The organism is Pseudomonas sp. MYb193 (assembly GCF_002966775.1).
In the GTDB taxonomy this organism is placed as follows: domain Bacteria; phylum Pseudomonadota; class Gammaproteobacteria; order Pseudomonadales; family Pseudomonadaceae; genus Aquipseudomonas; species Aquipseudomonas paracarnis.
The window spans coordinates 590244-612985 of sequence record NZ_CP023269.1 but is presented as its reverse complement, the minus strand read 5'-3'; the positions used below and the strand labels follow the sequence as shown (position 1 = coordinate 612985).

Sequence of the window (22742 nt, the reverse complement as noted above, 5' to 3'; positions counted from 1 at the left end):
GATTTTTAACGGAAAAATTGATTTATATTTTTCGAATCAGGGGTTTACAGATCAAAAGCCCCGCCGTATAGTTCGCCCCATCAACAGCGGCAACGTTGTTAGATAATGCCCAGGTGGTGAAATTGGTAGACACGCCAGCTTCAGGTGCTGGTGATCGCAAGGTCGTGGAAGTTCGAGTCTTCTCCTGGGCACCAAATTCAGATCAAACCCGCGAAAGCGGGTTTTTTCGTTTCCGGGGTTTGAAAACTTCCCCAGTGATTTTCCCCTCATCCGCACTTGAGAAGATTTATCGTTTATCCTTGCAATGATTTGTTGCATATAAGCGAGGAACACTTCGGATGATGATCCGTGACAACCGACTCAAGACATCCCTTCTGCGCGGCCTGACCCTCACCCTACTCAGCCTGACCCTGCTCTCGCCCGCCGCCCATTCTGCCGACAAGGTCTCCCTGACCTTATACAACGGCCAACACAAAGAAGTCGGCGATGAACTCGCCAAGGCCTTCGAAGCCAAGACCGGCATCCACGTCAACGTGCGCAAAGGTAGCAGCAACCAGCTGGCCAGCCAGGTCGTCGAAGAAGGTGAGCGCTCCCCTGCCGACGTCATCTACACCGAAGAATCACCGCCCCTGAACAAACTCGGCGAGCAAGGCCTGTTGGCAAAAATCGATGCCAGCACCCTCGATGTACTGCCCAAGGATTACGTGGGCAAAAACGGCGACTGGATGGGCGTGACCGCACGCACCCGCGTCGTAGCCTTCAACCCCAAACTGATTGCCGAAAAAGACCTGCCCAAGTCGGTACTGGATTTTGCCGGCCCCGAGTGGCAAGGCAAAGTCGGCTTCGTCCCCACCAGCGGCGCGTTCCAGGAGCAAGCCGTGGCGATCATCAAGCTGCACGGTCGCGAAGCCGCAGAAGAATGGCTGACCGGCCTGCGCGCCTTCGGCAAGGTGTACAGCAACAATATGGTCGCCCTCAAGGCCGTGGAAAAAGGCGAAGTGGCCACCGTGCTGGTGAATAACTACTACTGGTTTGCCCTGAAAAAGGAAAAAACCAATCTGGATTCCCAACTGCACTACTTCACCGATGGTGATGCTGGCGGCCTGATCACCGTATCCTCCGCTGCCGCACTCAAATCCAGCAAGCATCCCAAAGAAGCTCAGCAATTGCTGGCATTCATGACCAGCGAAGAAGGCCAGCGCGTGATCACCAACACGTCGGCCGAGTACCCGCTGCGCAAGGGCATGGAATCGAACCGCGGCCTCAAGCCATTCAGCGAGCTGCAGCCGCCGAAAGTCACCCCCGCAGACCTGGGCAACGCCGAAGAAGCCCTGGAGCTGGAACGTGACGTTGGCCTGAACTGATGAACCCATCGCTTTCCGTCGCGGGGTTCACCCCCCGTCGCAAACGCCCGTCGATCTGGCTGCTGCTACCCGTGCTGTTGCTGGTTGGCCTGAGCCTGTTGCCGCTCGCCTATGTTGGGTTCAAAGCCTGGCAGGCGGGCTGGACGGAGGCGGTGCATCTACTGTGGCGGCCTTATGTGTTCGGACTGCTGCGCAACACCCTGGCGCTGATGGTCGGCGTGACCCTGACCTGCGGCGTGATCGGCCTGTCCCTGGCCTGGCTGCTGGAGCGCAGCAACCTGCCAGGGCGGCGCATCTGGGGTGTGGTCCTGTGCCTGCCGTTTGCGGTGCCGGCGTTCGTCAGCAGTTTTACCTGGGTGTCGCTGAGCGCCCAGTTCGAGGGGCTTGGCGGCGCGATCCTGGTGATGAGCCTGTCCAAATACCCACTGGTGTTTCTGCCGGTGGCCGCAACGCTACGCAATCTTGACCCCTCCCTGGAAGAATCGGCCCGCACGCTGGGGCTCAACCGCTGGGGCGTGTTCTTTCGCATCACCCTGCCGCTGCTGTGGCCATCGCTGCTGGCCGGCTCACTATTGATCGCATTGCACATGCTGGTGGAATTCGGCGCGCTGTCGATCATTGGCCTGCAGACCTTCACCACCGCGATCTACCAGCAGTTCGAACTGGAATTCAGCAATGCCAATGCGGCAATGCTCTCGGCAGTGCTGCTGGTGATGTGCCTGACCCTGCTATGGCTGGAACTGCGCATACGCGGCAAAGGCCGGCACGTGCGCATCGGCCAGGGCGCGGCGCGGCACGCCGAGCAGGTTCGACTGGGCAAGTGGACGCCATTGGGCCAGGTGTATTGCCTGGCGCTAGCGATTATTGGCAGCGGCATTCCGCTGGGGATGCTCGGGTATTGGTTGGCAGTCGGTTCGTCGGCAGCGTTTCCGATGGCCGAGATCGGTGAGGCGCTGCTGTCTTCCCTGGCGCTCTCGCTGGGCGGCGCCGCACTGTGCCTGGTACTGGCAGTACCGGTTGGTTTGCTAGTGGTGCGCTACAAAGGGCAACTGGCGATATGGGCCGAACGCTTGCCGTACCTACTGCATGCCCTGCCCGGCCTGGTGATTGCGTTGACCCTGGTGTATTTCGCCCTGCATTACGTGCCGGCGCTGTACCAGACCTCGGCATTGCTGCTGATTGCTTATGCGCTGCTGTTTTTGCCATTGGCGCAGGCGCCGATTCGTACAGCGCTGAACAAGGCGGCGCCACAGCTGGAAGAGGCGGCGCGCACGTTAGGCGCATCGTCCTTCAGTGCGTTTTGCCGGGTGACGCTGCCAATTATCTTTCCGGCGCTGGGGGCGGCGTTTGCCTTGGTGTTCCTGGATGCGATGAAGGAATTGACGGCGACATTGCTGTTGAGCCCGACCGGGCTGAATACCTTGGCGACGGCCGTCTGGGCGCATACCTCGAATGTGGAATTTGCGGCGGCGGCGCCGTATGCAGCGTTGTTGATTCTGGTGTCGGGGTTGCCGGTGTATCTGCTTACGACGCGGATGTATTTGAGCCGCTGAAACAGCTATCGCAGGCAAGCCAGCTCCCACAGTTGACCGCGCTCCAACTTTGGAATGCAGTTGAATGTGGGAGCTGGCTTGCCTGCGATGAGGCCCGTCCAGACAACCTCAAGCCCTGAACTGCCCCAAGCTCGCCTTCAACTGCGCCGCCAACCCATCCAGCACCTTCCCACTGGCCGTCGTCTCCACCACCGCTTGCGCCGCACGCTCGGCCTGGGCATGGATCACCTCCACGCGCCCACGCACCGCATGCGCGCCCTGGGCTTGATGCTCGGCCGCGCGCGTCGCCAGGCCAATCGCCGCATGCACCTGCTCCACAGAAGCCTGCACCGTCTGCTGCAAGCGCACGCTGTCGCGCAGCACCAGCAAGCCCTCACTGGCCTGGCGCCCCGCCTTGCCGATGGTTTCCACCGCCTCACGCGCGCCCTGCTGCAATGCCACGATATGCGCCTGGATATCGCCAGTGGAGCTTTGAGTCTTGCTCGCCAGCGCACGCACTTCATCGGCCACCACCGCAAAGCCGCGCCCAGTCTCGCCAGCCCGTGCCGCCTCGATGGCCGCGTTGAGAGCGAGCAGGTTGGTTTGCTCGGCGATGCCATGAATCACGGTCAACACCACTTCAATCTGTTCGCTTTGCTGCGCCAGCCGTTCGATCACCTGGGAACCGGCCTGCACCTGCCCCGCCAACGCCTCGATCAAGCTACCGACTTCAGCCGAGGTTCGTGAGTTTTCATCCGTGGCCTGGCGAATATCCACCACCTGCTGCAAGGCCGCCTGCATAGCGTGGCTTTCGGCCTGGGCCTCGTCGGCCATTTGCGATAAAGCGCGCAAACTCTCGGCCACTTCATCACGCTGCAAGCCCGCCGCCGCATCGGCGCCAGCATTGCGCAACGTCATGGCGCCGATTTCCACGCCAGTACGCTGGGCCACGTCGCCTGCCTCCCGTACGATGGGCTGCAACTTATCCACAAAGCGATTGACCGCCGAGGCCATATCGCCGATTTCATCCTTGCTGTTGATCTGCACGCGCTTGGTGAGGTCGCCCTCGCCGGCCGCCAGATCATCCATCGCGGCAATCAGCAACTTCAGGCGATTGACCACGCGTCGCCCCAGCACAATGGCGATCAGCAGCAATACCCCAAGCCCCACCAGTGCCAGGCCCATCCCGATACGCCAACGCAGGGTGCCCGCCGCGTCTTGCACGGCGCTGGCGGTATTGGCCGTCATTTGCGTGGCAGTGGCTTGCGCCGATTGCAGCCGGGCGCCCATGGCGTTGGCGCTGTCAGCTGCGGCTCCCTTGAGGCTATCACCCACCAGTTGATCACCGCTGGCGATCAGCGCGGCAAAGCGCTTATCCAACGCTTGCAGGTTTGCCTCAACCGTCGCGGTCGACACACCCATGCGCACCTTGCCGATTTCCACGCCGTTGGGGCTGATGGAGGCTTCGACGTAATACACGGAGGGGTCTGTCTTGGCCGCGTCCAGCACCTTGTCCAGCGCACGCTCCCCTGCACCCTTCGCCAGCAGGGCCTGGTTGATAGGGTTTTCGCGATTCAGGTAACGGGTCAAGTGCTCGCCCGCAGCGTCGTCATACACCACAAACAGCACATTGGGGTTGCGCTGGGCCCGGCGGGCAAACTCTGAAAGGGTCGGCACGTCACTGTCCCACATGGCACGGGGCGCGACCGAGGCCAGCAGTTGCGCCATGTCATTGGCGGAGTCCTGCAGGTCTTTTTCCAGCGTCGCACGCAACTGCTTTTGCTCTTCCTGCAAGCGCGTGGAAAGCCCGGCTGTCAGTCGCTGGCGCGTGCTGGCGGACAGGCTGTCCAGGCTGGACGTGACTTCCTTGCCAGCCTGGGCTAGTTCGCCAGACAACTTCTGGCTATCAATGCCCAGGCGATTGCCCAAATCGGCTTCCAGCGCCGTCACCGTGCTCCGCGTCAGCGCGACGGCCACCAGCACTTGCACCAAAAGGGCGATACCAAGGGTAACGAACACCGGCCGCAACAGACGGCTTTGTAACAACGAGAGAACGGCAGACACTGGAAATCCCTCCACCACGGGTGCCATTAATTTGATAGCACCTCGGAAGAAGGAAACACAGCAAGGGTCGTGCCGCTTGCCAGGCAGAAACGACAAAGGGCTCCCGAAGGAGCCCTTTGCTTTTTACATCAACAGCTTATTAAGCGAACGGGTGACGCAGAACGATGGTCTCGTTGCGGTCCGGGCCGGTCGAAATAATGTCGATCGGTGCACCGATCAGCTCTTCCACGCGCTTGATGTAGGCGCGGGCATTGGCTGGCAGTTCTTCCAGGGTCTTGGCGCCCACGGTCGATTCAGTCCAGCCTGGCACTTCTTCGTACACAGGCTGCAGGCCCACGTAGCTGTCAGCGTCAGTCGGGGCAACATCGTTGCCTTGGGCGTCTTTGTAGCCGACGCAGATGTTGATGGCTTCCAGACCGTCGAGTACGTCCAGCTTGGTCAGGCAGATGCCCGAGATGCTGTTCACATCGATAGCGCGACGCAGGATAACGGCATCGAACCAGCCGCAACGACGAGCACGGCCAGTGGTGGCGCCGAATTCGTGGCCTTGCTTGGCCAGGTGCGCGCCGACGTCGTCGAACAGCTCAGTCGGGAACGGGCCCGAACCTACGCGAGTGGTGTAGGCCTTGGTGATACCCAGGATGTAGTCCAGGAACATCGGGCCAACGCCAGAACCGGTCGCAACGCCGCCAGCGGTGGTGTTGGAGCTGGTCACGTACGGGTAGGTACCGTGGTCGATGTCCAGCAACGAGCCCTGGGCACCTTCGAACATGATGTCCTTGCCAGCGCGACGCAGATCGTGCAGCTCGGCCGTCACGTCCAGCATCAGCGGCTTGAGCAGCTCAGCGTATTCCTTGCACTCGGCCAGGGTCTTTTCAAACTCGATGGCTGGCTCTTTGTAGTAACCGACCAGCATGAAGTTGTGGTAATCCACCAGTTCACGCAGTTTGTCTTCAAAGCGCGGCATGTTGAGCAGGTCGCCCACACGCAGGCCACGACGTGCAACCTTGTCTTCGTAGGCCGGGCCGATGCCGCGACCGGTGGTGCCGATCTTCAGCTCGCCACGCGCCTTTTCACGGGCCTGGTCCAGCGCAACGTGGAAGGACAGGATCAGCGGGCAGGATGGGCTGATACGCAGGCGCTCGCGCACCGGTACGCCTTTTTCTTCCAGCTTGGTGATCTCGCGCAGCAGGGCGTCAGGCGCGACCACCACGCCGTTGCCGATCAGGCACTGCACGCCTTCGCGCAGGACACCCGACGGGATCAGGTGCAAGACAGTTTTTTCGCCATCGATGACCAGGGTGTGGCCAGCGTTGTGACCACCTTGGTAGCGCACTACGGCGGCAGCATGTTCGGTCAGCAGATCAACGATCTTGCCTTTGCCCTCATCACCCCATTGGGTGCCCAGGACTACGACATTCTTACCCATAACACTTGTCCTCATTCGCGCAAACTTGGTGCCGGCGATGGCCGGCAGGAAAACTCAAGAAGCCAGTGGCGATACTTGCCAAAGCCCGTTCTGCTGAATCAATTGCCGGTCGCAGTCCGCTTCACGGGCGGCGGCCAATGGCTGCCCAGGCAAGGCCTGGACTACACGCTGACCCTCACGGCGTAACTGGCAAACCTGCTGCCAGAGCGCTGCGTCCGTACTGTCGGGCATCCAGATGCCACCAGACGGCAGCTCGACCTCAGCACGCCCCAGGGTCACCAGGGTTTTCAAATCGGTGGAAAAACCAGTGGCCGGACGCGCACGACCGAAGTCGGCGCCGATATCGTCATAGCGACCACCTTGGGCGATGGCCTGGCCAACACCCGGGACGAATACCGCGAACACCACACCGGTGTGGTAGTGGTAGCCGCGCAATTCACCCAGATCAAAATACAGCGGCAGCTCCGGGAACCGTGCCGACAGGCGCTCGGCAATTGCCAGCACATCGTCCAGTGCTGCCAATACCGGTGCCGGCGCATTGGCCAGGCGCTCACGCGCAGCCACCAGCACTTCACGGCCGCCGCACAGATTTACCAGCGCCCGCAGCATGCCAGCCAGCTCAGCAGGCACACCCTCGGTGAGAGCGATCACTTCATCGATCGCCTTGCGCTGCAGGGCATCGAACAACTGTTGCTCCACTTCACCGGACAACCCGGCAGCACGCGCCAGGCCACGGTAGATACCGACGTGGCCCAGGTCCATGTGCACGTCCGGCACATCCGCCAGTTGCAGCATGGCCAGCATCAGACTGATCACTTCCACATCGCTGCTCGGGCTGGCATCGCCGTACAACTCGGCGCCCAACTGGATCGGGCTACGGGAAGACGACAAGGCGCGCGGCTGGGCATGCAGTACGCTGCCGGCGTAGCACAGGCGGCTCGGGCCTTCACGAGGCAGGGTGTGCGCATCGATGCGCGCCACTTGTGGCGTGATGTCGGCACGGAACCCCATTTGCCGGCCCGATTGCGGGTCGATGACCTTGAAGGTGCGCAGATCCAGGTCCTGGCCCGCGCCGGTCAGCAGGGATTCCAGGTACTCAATATGGGGAGTCACGACAAACTCGTAACCCCAGCTCTGGAACAGATCCAACACCTGGCGACGCGCTACTTCAATGCGCGCAGCTTCTGGTGGCAGTACTTCTTCGATGCCATCTGGCAGCAGCCAGCGGTCTACCGTTGCCATTACGCCATTCCCCTTTGATCCGGGCGGCCAGCCCTCGGCCGAGCCTTGAGTGAAGCAGAAAATACCCGCCCCTTGCATAAACCACGCGCAAGAGCGACGTGACGAACGGCCTGCAAACGGCCTCGTCGGGCACTTTCCTCGAAAAACCTGTCACGCCTGCCGAATCAAACATGCAGACGCAAAAAAGCCGGGAATTTCCCGGCTGCCGCATCATACACCCGTTTTCTGAAAGGATCACCCCGCCAGGCATTTTAGCCGCCCGACGGAGTGCGCCTTACAGAATCACAGGCTGGTTACTTGGACTTTTCCAGGTAGCGGAAGAAGTCGCTGCTTGGGTCCAACACCAGTACGTCGGTTTTGTTCGCGAAGCTTTCACGGTAGGCGCGCAGGCTACGGTAGAACGCGTAGAACTCCTGGTCCTGGCCGTAGGCCTTGGCGTAGATCGCCGCGGCTTGAGCATCGCCGTCACCACGAGCCTCTTCAGACTCACGATAGGCTTCTGCCAGCAGTACACGACGCTGACGGTCGGCATCGGCACGGATACCTTCAGCCAACTCGTTACCCTTGGCGCGGTGCTCACGCGCTTCACGCTCACGCTCGGTGCTCATACGCTCGAACACGCTGCGGTTCACTTCCTTGGGCAAGTCAATGGCCTTGACGCGAACGTCGACCACTTCAATACCCAGCTCTTTTTCCGCCATGGTGTTCAGCGAGCGAGTGATGTCAGCCATCAGCGCATCACGTTCACCGGATACCACCTCGTGCAGGGTGCGCTTACCAAACTGGTCACGCAGGCCCGATTCCAGACGACGGGACAAACGCTCGTCGGCAATCTGCTTGAGGCCGGAAGTCGCGGTGTAGAAGCGCTCGGCATCCTTGACGCGCCACTTGGCGTAGGCGTCAACCATCACGGCTTTCTTTTCCAGGGTCAGGAAGCGCTGTGTCGGTGCATCCAGGGTCATCAGGCGGGCGTCGAACTTGCGCACCTGATTGACATAGGGGATTTTCACATGCAGGCCCGGCTGGACATCCGCCTGGACCACGCGACCGAATTGCAGCAGCACCGCACGCTCGGTCTGAGCGACGATGTAGAAGCAGTTCCAGGCAGCGATGACCACGACGACGCCCACAATCAGGGCGGTCAGCGATTTATTGCTCATCAACGGCTCTCCCTGGTACGTGTTTGCTGTTGCAGCAAGTCAGCGGCCGCACGGGCGCTCGCTTCGTTGGCAGCGGCATTCGAACCGGTGGACGGTGCACTGGCGCCGCTACGACCACCTTCGATCATCTTGTCCAGCGGCAGGTACAGCAGGTTGTTCTGCCCACCTTTGCTGCCGGTCACGAGAACCTTGCTGGTGTTGCTGAAGACTTCCTGCATGGTGTCCAGGTACAGACGCTCGCGGGTCACTTCAGGAGCCTTGCGGTACTCGGCGACCAGCTTGGTGAAACGATCTGCCTCACCCTTGGCGCGGGAGACCACTTCATCGCGGTAACCGTTGGCATCTTCAAGGATGCGCTGGGCCTGACCACGGGCTTCCGGCACAACGCCGTTGGCATAGGTTTCAGCCTGGTTGCGCGAACGCTGCTCGTCTTCACGTGCACGGATCACGTCGTCAAAGGCTTCCTGCACTTCACGCGGTGCCGCTGCGCTCTGTACGTTCACCTGGGTAACGGTGATACCGGTGCGGTAAGTGTCGAGGAAGCGTTGCAGACGCTCCTTGATTTCGCTGGCCATCAACTCACGACCTTCGGTAAGCACCTGGTCCATGGCGGTGGAACCCACCACGTGGCGCAGGGCACTTTCGGTTGCGTGTTGCAGGCTGATTTCCGGCTGATCAACGTTCAGCACGAAGTCTTGCAGGTTGCTGATCTTGTACTGCACGGTCAGCGGCACTTCGACGATGTTCTCGTCTTCGGTCAGCATCTGGCCCTGCTTGGTGTACGCACGCTCACGCGTCACGTTCTCCATGTACTTCTTGTCGATCGGCGGGAAATAGATGTTCAGGCCTGGCCCGACAGTCTCGTAGTACTTGCCGAAGCGCAGCACCACGGCTTGCTCCTGCTCGTCCACCACGTAGACCGCGCTGTACAGCCATACGGCCGCGAGCACGACAAGACCAAGGCCCAGCAGGCCATAGCCACCGCCCTTGCTTGTGCGACCGCCGTCGTCACCACCACGTTTTTTTCCACCACCGAACAACCCATTCAGGCTTTCCTGCAGCTTTCGGAAGGCCTCGTCGAGATCCGGTGGCCCCTTGCGGTCGCCATTATTGCGGCGCTTACCACCCCAAGGATCCTGATTATTCGAGTTGCCACCCGGCTCATTCCAAGCCATAGCGCTCTCCATCTGATAAAGCAAAGACGCACCCACGGCGCGCCGACCAATGCTACAGAATGCCTGCTACTGCGGCACAACCGCTTTCTCAGGCTTTTATTGCAAAGTGTGTTGTTCGATGAACTCTGCCGGTACAACACCCTCTCGGCTGACCAGCCGATTGAGTTCCGAGCGTGGCAATCGAACAGCCAGCAAGCTGACACCTTCTTCGTCGTGCTCTTCTTTCTGTACCGCGCCCAACTCGAAAAATTGTGCACGCAGTCGAGCAAAACGCTGCGGCAAGCGCAAGGTGCCGACGAACAAATCGCTGCCGAGCAATTCGGCAATGGCTTGTTCCAGCAACTCCAAGCCACTGCCATCTCGCGCCGACAACCAGACCCGCTGGGGCTTGCCGTTCTCGTCGCGCTGGATCTGTGGCTCAACGCCTTCAAGCAAATCGAGTTTGTTATAGACCTCGAGGATCGGCAAGTCCTGGGCACCAATCTCGCCCAGCACCACCATGACCTGTTCAATCTGCAACATACGATCCGGTTCGGCCGCATCGATCACGTGCAACAGCAGGTCGGAATTGCTCGACTCTTCGAGCGTAGACCGAAATGCCTCGACGAGCTTGTGGGGCAGGTGACGAATGAAACCCACAGTATCGGCCAGCACAATCGGCCCCAGGTCGTCGATGTCCAGACGCCGCAGGGTCGGGTCGAGGGTGGCGAACAGTTGGTCGGCCGCGTACACATCCGACTTGGTCACGTTATTGAACAACGTGGACTTGCCGGCGTTGGTGTACCCCACCAGGGACACGGTCGGGATATCCGCACGGGAACGGCCACGTCGCGACTGTTCACGCTGGCTGCGCACTTTTTCGAGGCGGCCCTTGATCTGGCGCAGGCGAACCCGCAGCAGACGCCGGTCGGTTTCCAGCTGGGTTTCACCCGGGCCACGCATGCCGATACCGCCACCCTGACGCTCAAGGTGAGTCCAGCCGCGAACCAGGCGCGTGCTCATGTGGTCAAGCTGGGCCAGTTCAACCTGGAGCTTACCTTCATGGGTGCGGGCGCGTTGGGCGAAAATATCGAGAATCAGACCGGTACGGTCGATCACGCGACACTCGAAAACACGTTCGAGGTTACGTTCCTGACTGGGCGTGAGGGTGTGATTGAAGATCACCAGATCGGCTTCTTCGGCATGAACCAGGTCGCGCAGTTCCTCGACCTTGCCACTGCCAATCAGGTATTTGGCGGTTGGCCGATGACGCGGTACGTTAAAAAACGCAACGGTCTCGGCGCCGGCCGAATTTGCCAACTCCTGAAACTCCTGCGGATCTTCGCGCGCCTCAGGGTCCTGTCCATCCAAGTGAACGAGGATTACTCGCTCACCACCACCGTGGCGCTCAAAGAACAAAGGAGACTCCTATCAGGCGTTACCTGGCTCAGCGTCACCCTGTTCATCACCTGCTGCGCTAGGCAGACGGATTGGACGAACTGGAACGACTGTCGAGATAGCGTGCTTGTAAACCATCTGGCTGACGGTGTTTTTCAGCAGGATAACGAATTGGTCGAACGACTCGATCGTACCTTGCAGCTTGATGCCGTTGACCAGATAGATGGAAACCCCAACTTTCTCTTTACGTAAAGTATTCAAGTAAGGGTCTTGTAGCGAATGCCCTTTTGACATGTGCCGCACTCCTTTAAGGATCAATAATAAAAAATCGGAAAATAGATAGCTTATGGCCGTCACACCCCCAAGGATAGACGGCAATTGCAAGGACTCAGCTCAATATGGAGACCGTTCCCAAGTATTTCAAGGCGCGTGACAGATTGTCGCTGTCCAGGCTGTCCAACCAGTGCAAATCGCTCCAGCTGCGCAGCCAGGTGAACTGGCGCTTCGCCAATTGGCGCGTGGCAATGATGCCGCGCTCCTGCATTTCGGCGGACGTCAGCTTGCCATCCAGATGATCCCAGACTTGGCGGTAGCCTACAGCACGTATCGAAGGCAGCCCTGCATGCAGGTCGCCTCTTGAACGCAATGCTACGACCTCGTCCACAAACCCCTGTTCCAACATTATTGTGAATCTTTGTGCAATTCGTTCATGCAACACCTGGCGGTTTGCCGGAGCGATGGCCAGATTCGCCACAGTATAGGGCAATTGTGACTGTCCAGATGCGCCTGCATCAGTACTTTGCGCAGTTTGTTTCAGGCGATGTTCAGTCATGGTCTGGCCACTGACGCGCCAGACTTCCAGGGCGCGAGTGAGCCGCTGGGGGTCATTGGGATGAATACGTGCCGCAGACACCGGGTCCACTGCCGCCAACTGATCGTGAAGGGCCTGCCAGCCAAGGCGCGCAGCCTCTTCTTCAAGTTCGGCGCGCACCTGGGCATCGGCAGGCGGCATATCGGCCAAGCCTTCCTGCAGCGCCTTGTAATAGAGCATGGTGCCGCCTACCAGCAGCGGGATATTGCCGCGTGCGGTGATCTCGGCCATGGCCGCCAGGGCGTCGGTGCGAAAGTCCGCCGCTGAATAGCTCTGCGCCGGGTCGATGATGTCGATCAACTTGTGCGGATATTGGGCCAACAGCGCCTTCGACGGCTTGGCCGTACCGATATCCATGTCCCGGTAAACCAGGGCAGAGTCGACGCTGATCAATTCGCAGGGCAGCACCTTGGTCAGCTCGATGGCCAGGTCGGTCTTGCCGGCGGCCGTGGGGCCCATCAGGAAAATGGCGGGGGGCAAGGCACTCATCAGCGGCCGCGCAAGAACAGTTTGTCCAGATCATCCAGGCCCATCTGGGTCCAGGTCGGTCGGCCATGGTTGCATTGGCCGCTGCGCTCGGTGTTTTCCATGTCGCGCAGCAGGCCGTTCATTTCCGGCAGGGCCAGGCGGCGGTTGGCGCGGATGGCGCCGTGGCAGGCCATGGTGCCGAGCAATTCGTTGATATGCGCCTGGATACGGTCGCTGGTGCCGTACTCCATCAGGTCTGCCAACACGTCGGCCACCAGGCGGTTGGCCTCGGCCTGCTTGAGCAGCGCGGGAATCTGGCGGATCGCCAGGGTTTCCGGGCCCAGGCGTTGCAGCTCGAAACCCAGCTTCTGGAACACACCGTGATGTTCTTCTGCGCAGTCGGCTTCACGCTGGCTCACCGCCAGGGATTCGGGCACCAGCAGCGGCTGGCCGCTGAGGCCTTCGCTGGCCATGGCGATCTTCAGGCGCTCGTACATGATCCGCTCATGGGCAGCGTGCATGTCCACCAGCACCAGGCCATGGGCGTTTTCGGCGAGGATATAAATGCCTTTGAGCTGCGCCAGGGCATAACCCAGCGGCGGAATATCACCGCCGCCTTCGGGCAACGCCACAGCAGCACCCGACTCGGCACCCGGCAGCGGCGCGAAAAACTCACGGTACGCCGCCTGGGCCTCGGCCACCGGCGCCGTCGATTGCGGGCGCGGTGTGTATTGATACTGATAACCCGCACCGGCACCCGAATTCGGCGCCGTGTAGGCTGGCTGCGCCTGCGGCGATTGCAGCAGGTTGGCCGCCAGGCTCATCTCGCCCTGGGGGCCGAACTCGCCGGCTTCCGGGCCGCTCGGCCGCACCACCGCCGTGACAATCGGCGCTGACAACTGATCATCCGGACGCACGTCACCCAAGGCGCGGTGCAGCGTGCCGTAGAGGAAGTCATGCACCATGCGCCCGTCACGGAAGCGCACCTCGTGTTTGGTCGGGTGCACGTTGACGTCGACCACCGAAGGGTCAACCTCAAAGAACAGCACAAAGGTCGGGTGTCGCCCGTTGAACAGCACATCGCGATAAGCCTGGCGCACCGCGTGGGCCACCAGCTTGTCGCGTACCGCCCGGCCGTTCACAAAGAAATACTGCAAGTCGGCCTGGCTGCGGGAGAACGTCGGCAACCCGACCCAGCCCCACAACCTCAAGCCATTGCGCTCGATCTCAATCGGCAGCGCCTGTTCCAGGAACCCGCTGCCACACACCGCTGCCACCCGCCGAGCACGCGCGGCGTCGTCGTTGGCTTCGTGCAGGCTGAGGATGGTCTTGCCATTGTGGCGCAGGTGAAACGCCACATCGAAACGCGCCAAGGCCAGGCGCTTGATGACTTCTTGCAGGTGATCGAATTCGGTTTTCTCGGCCTTGAGGAATTTGCGCCGCGCCGGGGTATTGAAGAACAGGTCGCGCACTTCCACCGAGGTGCCCACCGGATGCGCCGCCGGCTGGACCCGAGGCGCCATGTCGCGGCCTTCGGTTTCCACCTGCCAGGCTTGCTCGGCGCTGCGGGTGCGGGAGGTCAGGGTCAGGCGGGCCACGGAGCTGATGGAGGCCAGGGCCTCGCCTCGAAAGCCCAGGCTCATGACCCGCTCCAGGTCTTCCAGGTCGCGGATCTTGCTGGTGGCGTGACGGGCCAGGGCCAGGGGCAAGTCATCCGAAGAGATGCCGCTGCCATCGTCACGTACCCGCAGCAGCTTGACGCCGCCTTGCTCCACATCGACATCAATGCGTTTGGCACCGGAGTCGATGCTGTTTTCCAGCAACTCCTTGATTACCGACGCCGGGCGTTCAACCACCTCACCCGCAGCGATCTGGTTGGCAAGGCGCGGGCTGAGCAATTCAATGCGCGAGCCGCTGTTCAAGGTGGATTCGCTCATCACTGCGCCGCCAATGAGGTGCCGGGGATGGTCAACACCTGGCCGATCTTCAACTCGTCGGTTTTCAGGTTATTGGCGCTGCGCAAGGCTGCAGGCGTGACCTGGAAACGGACCGCCAGCATGGCAACGGTATCACCGGGTTGCACACGATGGTCACGCGGGCCCTGGGCGATTTTGCCGGAGTCACGCAGCCAGGCGATATAGGTGCCCGGCGGCGGGTTTTGCTGGAAGAACTGGCGCACACCGGCGCTGATCGAGCGCGCCAGCGCTTGCTGGTGGCTGGCGCTGGCCAGTTTCGACGCTTCGTTGGCGTTGGAGATAAACCCGGTTTCCACCAGGATCGACGGGATGTCCGGCGACTTCAACACCATGAACCCGGCTTGTTCCACACGCTGTTTATGCAGCGACGTCACGCGACCGATATTGCTCAGCACTTTCTGCCCGACGTTAAGACTGGAAGTCAGCGAGGCCGTCATCGACAGGTCGAGCAGCACCCCGGCAAGCATCTTGTCCTTGTCATCAAGGGAAACGTTGCCGGCCCCGCCGATCAAGTCTGAACGGTTTTCACTGTCGGCCAGCCAGCGCGCAGTCTCGGAGGTAGCGCCGCGATCCGACAGGGCAAATACCGAGGCGCCAAAGGCAGCGGTTGAAGGCGCGGCGTCGGCGTGAATGGACACGAACAGATCCGCGCCCTTCTTACGGGCAATTTCGGTACGGCCACGCAACGGAATGAAGTAGTCACCGGTACGGGTCAGCTCGGCGCGATAGCCTTTCATGCCGTTGACCTGGCGCTGCAGTTCACGCGCGATGGCGAGCACCACGTCTTTCTCATGCTGGCCGCGTGAGCCGGAAGCCCCAGGGTCTTCGCCACCGTGGCCGGCGTCGATCACCACGATAATGTCACGCTTGCCTGCCGGTGCAGGCGGCGGTGGTGGCAGCTTGACCTGGGGTTGCGAAGGGTTGACCGGCACCGCAGGCACCGTTGCCACGCTCGGCGTTGGCGCAGGCGGCGGTGCGGCGTCGGCGGGGTTGTCGAACAGGTCGACCACCAGGCGGTTGCCGTACTGGGCGTTGGGGGCCAGGGAGAAGCTTTTGGGGGTCACGGCCTTTTTCAGGTCGATAACCACACGCAGGTCGGTCGGCGTACGCTGGGCCGAGCGCATGGCGGTAATGGGCGTGTTGGCGGTGGAGACTTTCAGCGGCGCGGCCAGGCTGGCACCGTTGATGTCGATCACCAGGCGATCAGGCGCCGTCAAGGTAAAGACGCTGTGCTGGACCGGGCCAGACAGGTCGAACACCAGTCGCGTGTTATCCGGCGCTCGCCACAGGCGAACACTTTTCACCTGTGAAGCAGCCAGAGCATTGACAGTCATTGCCGCAAGCAACACCCCCACGACAGCAACCAACGCGCGAAAGCGCATACCTAACCCCACCAATTATTTGAATTCCAATGCCAGAGCAGCACACCACGACTCAGCGCGTGGGCTCTGGGGCAACAACTTCAGCTGACGTCCGTGCTCATGCGGCGTAATGGTAATGGTCAGGTCCGGCTTTGGCAAAAAGCCTGTGCCTTTATTTGGCCACTCGATCAGGCACAGCGCATCATCGTCGAAGTAATCACGGATGCCCATGAACTCCAACTCTTCCGGATCGACCAGGCGATAGAGGTCGAAGTGGAAAGCACGCACGTCGCCGATCTCGTAGGGCTCGACCAACGTGAAGGTCGGGCTTTTTACCGCGCCCGTGTGGCCCAGGCCGCGAATAATCCCTCGGGACAGTGTGGTTTTGCCTGCGCCCAGATCGCCCTCGAGAAAGATCAACCCGGCCCCTTGCGTGACCTGTGAAATACGCTGACCCAACGCGACCATGGCCTCTTCATCTGCCAGGAAAAGAATTACTTCAGGCACGGCGACTGCTCCTCCAGCAATTGACGAATGGCGGGGATCAGGTCGCTGGCAGCCAAGCCGCGACCAAAACTGCCCTGGCGGTCTCCGGCGGTCGCGTGCAACCACACGGCCAGGCAGCTCGCTTCGTACGCGGGCATCCCCTGAGCCAATAGCGCGCCGACCAGACCGGCCAAGACATCACCGAGCCCCGCCGTCGCCATCGCCGGGTGGCCTTGATCACAACGGGCAAGCCGTCCATCCGGACTTGCAATCAAACTGCCAGCACCCTTGAGGATAGCCACTGCATTGAATTTCTGGCTCAACGCGCGCGCCACCTTAAGGCGATCTGCCTGAACCTCGGCTGTCGATAGCCCCAACAAACGCGCAGCTTCGCCCGGATGCGGGGTAATCACACAGTTGGCCGGCAGCTCGACGCTGCCAGTGGCCAGTTGATTGAGCGCGTCGGCATCCCACACCTGCGGCACGCTGGCATTGGCCGCGACCGACAACAGGCTCTTGCCCCAGGCGTCATCTCCCAGGCCTGGGCCAATGACGATCACCGAGATTTTTTCCAGCAGGCCCATCAACTGGTTGGCCGAGCTCACGCCGACGGCCATGACCTCCGGCAGCCGAGCCAGAGCGGCCGGCACGTGTTCCGGCCGCGTCGCCAGCGAGACCATGCCGGCGCCACTGCGCAGGGCACTTTCGGTGCTCAGCAACGCTGCGCCGCCAAAGCCACGGTCACCACCGATGACCAGCAGGTGGCCGAACTGGCCCTTATGGGCGTCCGGGGAACGCGCAGCCAGTTGCGGCAAATGGCCGGGCAACAACGGCTGAACGTCGGTAATTGGGTGTTTTGTCTGAGGCATGCGTCTTCAAGCTCCGATGTCTGGCAGAATTATACGCATCTAACCTGTGGTTTCCCGTGTCTCATGCCTGCTATTACCTCCGATCTGCCCGCCCTCGCCCAATCGATCAAAGACTGGGGTCGCGAGCTGGGCTTTCAACAAGTGGGCATCAGCGGCCTCGACCTGGCTGAGCATGAACAGCACCTGCAACGCTGGCTCGACGCGGGTTACCACGGCGAGATGGAGTACATGGGCGCCCACGGCAGCAAACGCTCCCACCCGGAGGAGCTGGTGCCCGGTACTTTGCGCGTGGTGTCACTGCGCATGGACTACCTGCCCGGCGACACCCAGATGGCGCAATTGCTGGCCCAACCAGAAAAAGCCTACATCTCGCGCTACGCCCTGGGCCGCGATTACCACAAGCTGATCCGCAAGCGCGTGCAGCAACTGGCCGACCGCATCCAGGCGCAGATCGGGCCGTTCGGCTTTCGCGCCTTCGTCGACAGCGCGCCCGTCCTGGAAAAAGCCATTGCCGAGCAAGCGGGCCTGGGCTGGATCGGTAAAAACACCCTGGTTCTCAACCGCAAGGCCGGCAGTTATTTCTTCCTGAGCGAACTGTTTGTCGATTTACCGTTGCCGGTAGACCCACCCCACGCCACCGAACACTGCGGCCGCTGCACGGCGTGTCTGGACATCTGCCCCACCAACGCCTTCGTCGGCCCTTACGTGCTGGACGCGCGACGCTGCATTTCGTACCTGACCATCGAACTCAAGAGCGCTATCCCCGAAGACCTGCGCCCACTGATTGGTAACCGGGTATTTGGCTGCGATGACTGTCAGATCGTTTGCCCGTGGAATCGTTTCGCTCGACCTACCGCCGAAAGCGATTTCAAGCCACGGCACAATCTGGATAACGCAGAACTGGCCGAATTGTTTATGTGGGACGAGGATAAATTCCTCAGCAGCACCGAGGGCTCGCCCCTGCGCCGCGCCGGTTACGAGCGCTGGTTACGCAACCTGGCGGTGGGCCTGGGTAATGCGCCGTCGAGCATTCCGGTACTGGAAGCCTTGAAGGCGCGGCGGGACTACCCGTCGGAGTTGGTACGCGAACACGTGGAATGGGCGCTGGAGCAACACGCCGTGCGCTAGTGCACGTCGTCGTTGTAGACGAACTTGGGCATTTCCCAGTGAAACCGGATCGCCAGCAGGCGCAACAGGAAACCACTGAAGAGCGTCAGCAGAATCGCCTGCTCGCTGGGCAGCTCCAGGTACAGGCACAGCAGGTAGAACCACGCTGCCAGGAAAGACACGCTGGCATACAGCTCGCGGCGGAAGATCAGCGGGATGTCGTTACAGAAGATATCCCGCAGAATGCCACCGAACACCCCAGTGATGACCCCGCTGACCGACGCCACCAACATGCCGTGGCCCATTTCCAGGGCGGTCATGCAGCCGATCAGGGTGAAGGCCACCAACCCCACCGCATCCAGCGCCAGGAACAGCGAGCGCAGGTGGCGCATCAAGGGCGCGATAAAAATCGTCACCAATGCTGCAACGGAGGTCAGCACCAGGTACTCCGGGTGTTTGACCCAGGTCAGCGGGTAGTGGCCGAGCAACACATCGCGCACCGAGCCGCCGCCCAGGGCTGTCACGCAAGCGATCAGCACCACGCCAAACCAGTCCATGCCACGCCGACCCGCGGACAGGGCGCCAGTCATGGCTTCGGCGGTGATGGCGACGAGGTAGAGCATCAGCAACATGATGGCGATCCTGACAGAGAGGCCGGCAGTCTAATCATTTGCCGAGGGCACCAAAAGGGGGCGCTTGGCGATAAACCGCGTCGCCTGTATCGCAGGCAAGCCAGCTCCCACACTTTGAATTTGCGAATGCAGTCAAATGTGGGAGCTGGCTTGCCTGCGATGGCGCATTCACTGGCGCCGCAGAATCAAGCCTTGATGAAATGCTTGCGGTAATGCTGCAACTCGGCAATCGACTCACGAATATCATCCAGCGCCAGGTGCGTGCTGCCTTTATGGAAGCTGTCTTTGACTTCCGGCGCCCAACGCGCAGCCAGTTCCTTCAAGGTCGACACGTCCAGGTTGCGGTAGTGGAAGTAACTTTCCAGCCCCTTCATGTGCGTATAAAGGAAGCGGCGATCCTGGCAGATGCTATTGCCGCAGATTGGCGACTTGCCCTTGGGCACCCATTTTTCCAGGAAGGCGATAGTTTCGGCCTCGGCTTGGGCCATGCTGATGCGGCTGTCGCGCACGCGCTGGGTCAGCCCGGAGTTACCGTGGGTGCGGGTGTTCCACTCGTCCATGGTGGCGAGTACGGCGTCGCTGTGGTGGATGGCGATCACCGGGCCTTCGGCCAAGGTGTTGAGGTTGCTGTCGGTGACAATGGTCGCCATCTCGATGATGACGTCGGTGTCGGGGTTCAGACCGGTCATTTCCAGATCGATCCAAATCAGGTTCTGTGGGTTTTGCATGGCTTGATTCTCTTGGCACCTTGGCGTAGCCGGGCAGTTTAGCAGGCGGGGGCGTGCTAGACTCGCGACCGTTTTACCCAACTTTTGCATTATCGACACGGAACACCAATGGCCAAACGCCAGCTCAACCGTCGCCAAAACTGGCGCATCGAAAAGATTCAAGGTGAACGCGCCGCCCGCGCCGCCAAACGTGAATCCTCCGCCGTGGAAGCGCTCGAGGGCGGCGACCTGGGCCCCGAACAAACGGGCCTGGTGATCGCGCACTTTGGTGTGCAGGTCGAAGTCGAGGCGCTCGAAGGCGAACTCGCAGGCCAGGTGTTCCGTTGCCACTTGCGCGCCAACCTACCCGCGCTGGTCACCGGCGACAAGGTGGTGTGGCGTGCCGGCAACCAGGGCATCGGCGTCATCGTCGCCCAGTTGCCGCGCAGCACCGAACTGCGCCGCCCCGACAGCCGTGGGCAGCTCAAGCCGGTGGCGGCCAACGTCGACATGATCGTGATCGTGTTCGCGCCGCTGCCCGAGCCCCATGCCAACCTGATCGACCGTTACCTGGTCGCGGCCGAGCATGCCGGCATCCGCCCGTTGCTGCTGCTGAACAAATTCGACCTGATCGACGAGCAGAACGCCCCGGCGCTCAACGCATTGCTGGCGGTGTACCGCACCCTGGGCTACCCGGTACTGGAAGTGTCGGCTCACCACGGCAACGGCATGGAACAGCTGCAACAACAGTTGGACGGGCGGATCAGCGTGTTCGTCGGCCAGTCTGGCGTGGGCAAGTCGTCGCTGGTCAACAGCCTGTTGCCGGAAGTCGAAACCCGTGTGGGCCCGCTGTCGGAGCTGTCCGGCCAGGGCACCCACACCACCACCACCGCACGGTTGTTCCACTTCCCGGGCGGCGGCGAGTTGATTGACTCCCCCGGTATTCGTGAGTTCGGCTTGGGCCACGTCAGCCGTAGCGATGTGGAAGCCGGCTTCATTGAGTTCAACGACCTGATCGGCACCTGCCGCTTCCGCGACTGCAAACACGACCGCGAACCGGGTTGTGCGTTGCTCAAGGCACTGGAAGATGGGCGCGTGCAGCAGCAGCGGATGAACAGCTATCGGTCGATTATTGCGAGCTTGCCTGAGAGCAATTATTGACGGTCAATTTCTTGATACACATAAACCAGCGGGCTGAAAGCCCTAGCCCATTGATTTAACAGGAGCAGGCATCAAGAATTCGAGTCAACTGGGTGGCTGATACGCACAAGCCAGCTTGTATTCGGATTTCCTGATGCTCATAATTGCTCCGTCACCAGCGAAAGCTGGCAGGAGTCTGGATCCTTTTCGGAGTTGATCCAGCGGCGCAGAAGGGGCGAAGCAAGCTCCGCTGCGTGTCGAATGAAGCCGCCTTCGGGCGGCTTTGCTTTTTGTGGGGAATTAACATTTGGCTCTCTACTATCACCCCAAACAAGGCGACGTTTTGCTGTGTGACTTCACCCGAGGCTTTGTCGCCCCGGAAATGCTGAAGATCCGCAAAGTCGTAGTGATATCTCCTACCGCGACCCACAGTCGCAAGCTCTGCACCGTGGTGCCAATCTCCTCTACTGCACCAGCGACCCAATACGACTGGCACCATTTGCTACGCACCAATCCACTTCAGTCCGATGGCTATAAAGAGCTATGGGTGAAATGCGACATGATTTATACCGTCAGCTTTGAGCGCCTCGACAAGTTGCATAGAAAGACTCGCGCCAAAGGTCGAGCGTACTTCGTCCCGCGCCTGTGCGCCGACGACATGCGAGGCGTAGTCAGTGGTGTCAAAGCGTACCTCCCACTTTGAACACACATGAAAACGCCCCGAATGATCGGGGCGTTTAGGTTTCGAGCGCTTAGATCAACTATGACCCCGGTGCAGGCGCCGTAGGATCCTTGACGCCCCCATCATCAAACAGGTTCAGCTTCTGGCGCAGCTCATGGGCCGGCAGCGGTTCCTGCTCTGGTGGCAGCGCGTTCGGGTCGGCCGGCACTTCGCCTGGCGCACCGTCGCCTTGGGTCGGTGCCGGTGGCGGTGGTTGATTGCCTTCAATCGCACGCTGGGCTTTTTTGGTCAGCACCACGATGTCGATACGGCGGTTGACCGGGTTGAACGGGTCTTTGGGATCAAACAGTTGCGAGGAGGCAAAGCCCACCACCCGCGCCACTTGCGGGTCCGGGTAGCTGCCGGCCACCAGCGCACGCCGGGCAGCATTGGCGCGGTTGGCCGAGAGTTCCCAGTTGCCGAAATCACCCTGGCCCGCGTAGGGCTTGGCGTCGGTATGCCCGCTGATGCTGATTTTGTTCGGCACCGCCTTGATGGTGTCAGCCATGGCCAGCAGGATGTCTTCAAAGTACGGCTTCAACCGCGCACTGCCAGAGTCGAACATCGGCCGGTTGGCCGCATCGGTAATCTGGATGCGCAGCCCCTCGGGGGTGATCTCGAAGGAAATCTGGTCCTTGAACTTCAGCAACTGTGGGTTTTCTTCAACCTTGTTCTGCAATTCCTGCAGCAACAGTTCCAATCGCTCCTGTTCGACCTGCTCGGCCATGGACTCGACAGTGTCGCGCTCGATCGGGATTTTTTCCTGAGGCGATTCAGTTTGCACTTCCGGGTTGATGGTGCGCTCGGGCGCCAGTTCCGGCGAGCCGCCCAGGTCAATGACAAACGGCGTACCGCTTTCCGAAAAGCCAATCGGGTCTTTGAAGTAGCCGGCGATGGCGATCTTCTGTTCTGGCGTAGCGGTGGACATCAGCCACAGCACCAGAAAGAACGCCATCATCGCCGTGGCAAAGTCGGCGAAAGCGATTTTCCAGGCACCGCCATGGTGCCCCGCAGCGAAGCGCTTGACGCGCTTGATGATGATCGGCTGGTTGTTTTCCATG

Annotated in this window: 20 protein-coding genes and 1 tRNA gene; 6 read left to right on the top strand and 15 right to left on the bottom strand. The window is 60.9% G+C overall.

The features are described 5' to 3' along the window. The first annotated feature begins 107 nt into the window (after positions 1 to 107). The 3 genes from CLM72_RS02670 to CLM72_RS02660 all read left to right on the top strand — a co-directional run bounded on the left by CLM72_RS02670 (position 108) and on the right by CLM72_RS02660 (position 2917). A tRNA-Leu gene (locus tag CLM72_RS02670) sits at positions 108 to 194 on the top strand. A gap of 144 nt (positions 195 to 338) precedes the next feature. After that, entirely contained in the window at positions 339 to 1364 is a 1026-nt protein-coding gene (locus CLM72_RS02665; protein ID WP_105225557.1) for an extracellular solute-binding protein, read from the top strand. Further along, complete coding sequence (locus CLM72_RS02660) at positions 1364 to 2917, top strand: iron ABC transporter permease (protein WP_105225556.1); 1554 nt, start codon at positions 1364 to 1366, stop codon at positions 2915 to 2917. Before CLM72_RS02665 ends, CLM72_RS02660 begins: the two co-directional genes overlap by 1 nt. 108 nt (positions 2918 to 3025) lie before the next feature. Here the strand turns inward: CLM72_RS02660 and CLM72_RS02655 are convergent, their stop codons facing one another. The 12 genes from CLM72_RS02655 to CLM72_RS02600 form a co-directional block, all read right to left on the bottom strand. After that, positions 3026 to 4960 (bottom strand): methyl-accepting chemotaxis protein, encoded by a 1935-nt coding sequence (locus CLM72_RS02655; protein WP_105225555.1) that lies wholly within the window; start codon positions 4958 to 4960, stop codon positions 3026 to 3028. 139 nt (positions 4961 to 5099) lie between these two features. Further along, on the bottom strand, positions 5100 to 6389 hold the full coding sequence (locus tag CLM72_RS02650; RefSeq protein ID WP_014716669.1) for an adenylosuccinate synthase: 1290 nt from the start codon (positions 6387 to 6389) through the stop codon (positions 5100 to 5102). Between the two features lie 54 nt (positions 6390 to 6443). Beyond that, entirely contained in the window at positions 6444 to 7631 is a 1188-nt protein-coding gene (locus CLM72_RS02645) for an ATP phosphoribosyltransferase regulatory subunit (RefSeq protein ID WP_105225554.1), read from the bottom strand. Positions 7632 to 7924: 293 nt separating this feature from the next. Beyond that, positions 7925 to 8791, bottom strand: a complete 867-nt coding sequence (hflC, locus tag CLM72_RS02640) for a protease modulator HflC (protein ID WP_105225553.1) — start codon at positions 8789 to 8791, stop codon at positions 7925 to 7927. Continuing rightward, a complete protein-coding gene (gene hflK, locus CLM72_RS02635) occupies positions 8791 to 9966 on the bottom strand; it encodes an FtsH protease activity modulator HflK (RefSeq protein ID WP_003188062.1) in 1176 nt (391 codons plus the stop codon). Before hflK ends, hflC begins: the two co-directional genes overlap by 1 nt. A 96-nt stretch (positions 9967 to 10062) precedes the next feature. Beyond that, the gene (hflX, locus tag CLM72_RS02630) at positions 10063 to 11364 is read right to left on the bottom strand and encodes a ribosome rescue GTPase HflX (protein ID WP_003188061.1); all 1302 of its coding nucleotides are present in this window, start codon (positions 11362 to 11364) and stop codon (positions 10063 to 10065) included. Positions 11365 to 11376: 12 nt separating this feature from the next. Beyond that, positions 11377 to 11637, bottom strand: coding sequence for an RNA chaperone Hfq (gene hfq, locus CLM72_RS02625; protein ID WP_003188059.1), 261 nt, complete (start codon positions 11635 to 11637; stop codon positions 11377 to 11379). A 94-nt stretch (positions 11638 to 11731) separates the two neighbouring features. Further along, positions 11732 to 12703 (bottom strand): tRNA (adenosine(37)-N6)-dimethylallyltransferase MiaA, encoded by a 972-nt coding sequence (gene miaA, locus CLM72_RS02620; RefSeq protein WP_054896266.1) that lies wholly within the window; start codon positions 12701 to 12703, stop codon positions 11732 to 11734. Next, positions 12703 to 14619, bottom strand: a complete 1917-nt coding sequence (gene mutL / locus CLM72_RS02615; protein ID WP_105225552.1) for a DNA mismatch repair endonuclease MutL — start codon at positions 14617 to 14619, stop codon at positions 12703 to 12705. The genes miaA and mutL overlap by 1 nt, the downstream gene beginning before the upstream one ends. After that, positions 14619 to 16040 carry an N-acetylmuramoyl-L-alanine amidase gene (locus CLM72_RS02610; RefSeq protein ID WP_003188054.1) on the bottom strand — a complete coding sequence of 474 codons (1422 nt, stop codon included), beginning with the start codon at positions 16038 to 16040 and terminating at the stop codon, positions 14619 to 14621. Before CLM72_RS02610 ends, mutL begins: the two co-directional genes overlap by 1 nt. 15 nt (positions 16041 to 16055) lie before the next feature. Beyond that, positions 16056 to 16526 carry a tRNA (adenosine(37)-N6)-threonylcarbamoyltransferase complex ATPase subunit type 1 TsaE gene (tsaE, locus tag CLM72_RS02605; RefSeq protein WP_014716665.1) on the bottom strand — a complete coding sequence of 157 codons (471 nt, stop codon included), beginning with the start codon at positions 16524 to 16526 and terminating at the stop codon, positions 16056 to 16058. Next, positions 16514 to 17374: an NAD(P)H-hydrate dehydratase gene (locus CLM72_RS02600; RefSeq protein WP_105225551.1), complete on the bottom strand. Its 861-nt coding sequence runs from the start codon at positions 17372 to 17374 to the stop codon at positions 16514 to 16516. Before CLM72_RS02600 ends, tsaE begins: the two co-directional genes overlap by 13 nt. 63 nt (positions 17375 to 17437) lie before the next feature. On the opposite strand from CLM72_RS02600, the gene queG reads away from it, so the two are divergent. Next, a complete protein-coding gene (gene queG, locus CLM72_RS02595) occupies positions 17438 to 18502 on the top strand; it encodes a tRNA epoxyqueuosine(34) reductase QueG (RefSeq protein WP_105225550.1) in 1065 nt (354 codons plus the stop codon). Here the strand turns inward: queG and CLM72_RS02590 are convergent. Both CLM72_RS02590 and orn read right to left on the bottom strand, forming a co-directional pair. Next, positions 18499 to 19116, bottom strand: a complete 618-nt coding sequence (locus tag CLM72_RS02590) for a trimeric intracellular cation channel family protein (RefSeq protein ID WP_169913170.1) — start codon at positions 19114 to 19116, stop codon at positions 18499 to 18501. The genes queG and CLM72_RS02590 overlap by 4 nt on opposite strands. A 182-nt stretch (positions 19117 to 19298) precedes the next feature. Then, positions 19299 to 19841: an oligoribonuclease gene (gene orn, locus CLM72_RS02585; protein WP_105225549.1), complete on the bottom strand. Its 543-nt coding sequence runs from the start codon at positions 19839 to 19841 to the stop codon at positions 19299 to 19301. A gap of 108 nt (positions 19842 to 19949) precedes the next feature. Here orn and rsgA point away from each other — a divergent pair, with 108 nt between their 5' ends. After that, positions 19950 to 20981, top strand: coding sequence for a small ribosomal subunit biogenesis GTPase RsgA (rsgA, locus tag CLM72_RS02580; RefSeq protein ID WP_072434863.1), 1032 nt, complete (start codon positions 19950 to 19952; stop codon positions 20979 to 20981). Between the two features lie 286 nt (positions 20982 to 21267). Next, positions 21268 to 21663 (top strand): type II toxin-antitoxin system PemK/MazF family toxin, encoded by a 396-nt coding sequence (locus CLM72_RS02575; protein ID WP_105225548.1) that lies wholly within the window; start codon positions 21268 to 21270, stop codon positions 21661 to 21663. Between the two features lie 58 nt (positions 21664 to 21721). Here the strand turns inward: CLM72_RS02575 and motB are convergent, their stop codons facing one another. Continuing rightward, a complete protein-coding gene (gene motB, locus CLM72_RS02570) occupies positions 21722 to 22741 on the bottom strand; it encodes a flagellar motor protein MotB (RefSeq protein ID WP_105225547.1) in 1020 nt (339 codons plus the stop codon). Position 22742 lies beyond the last annotated feature (1 nt).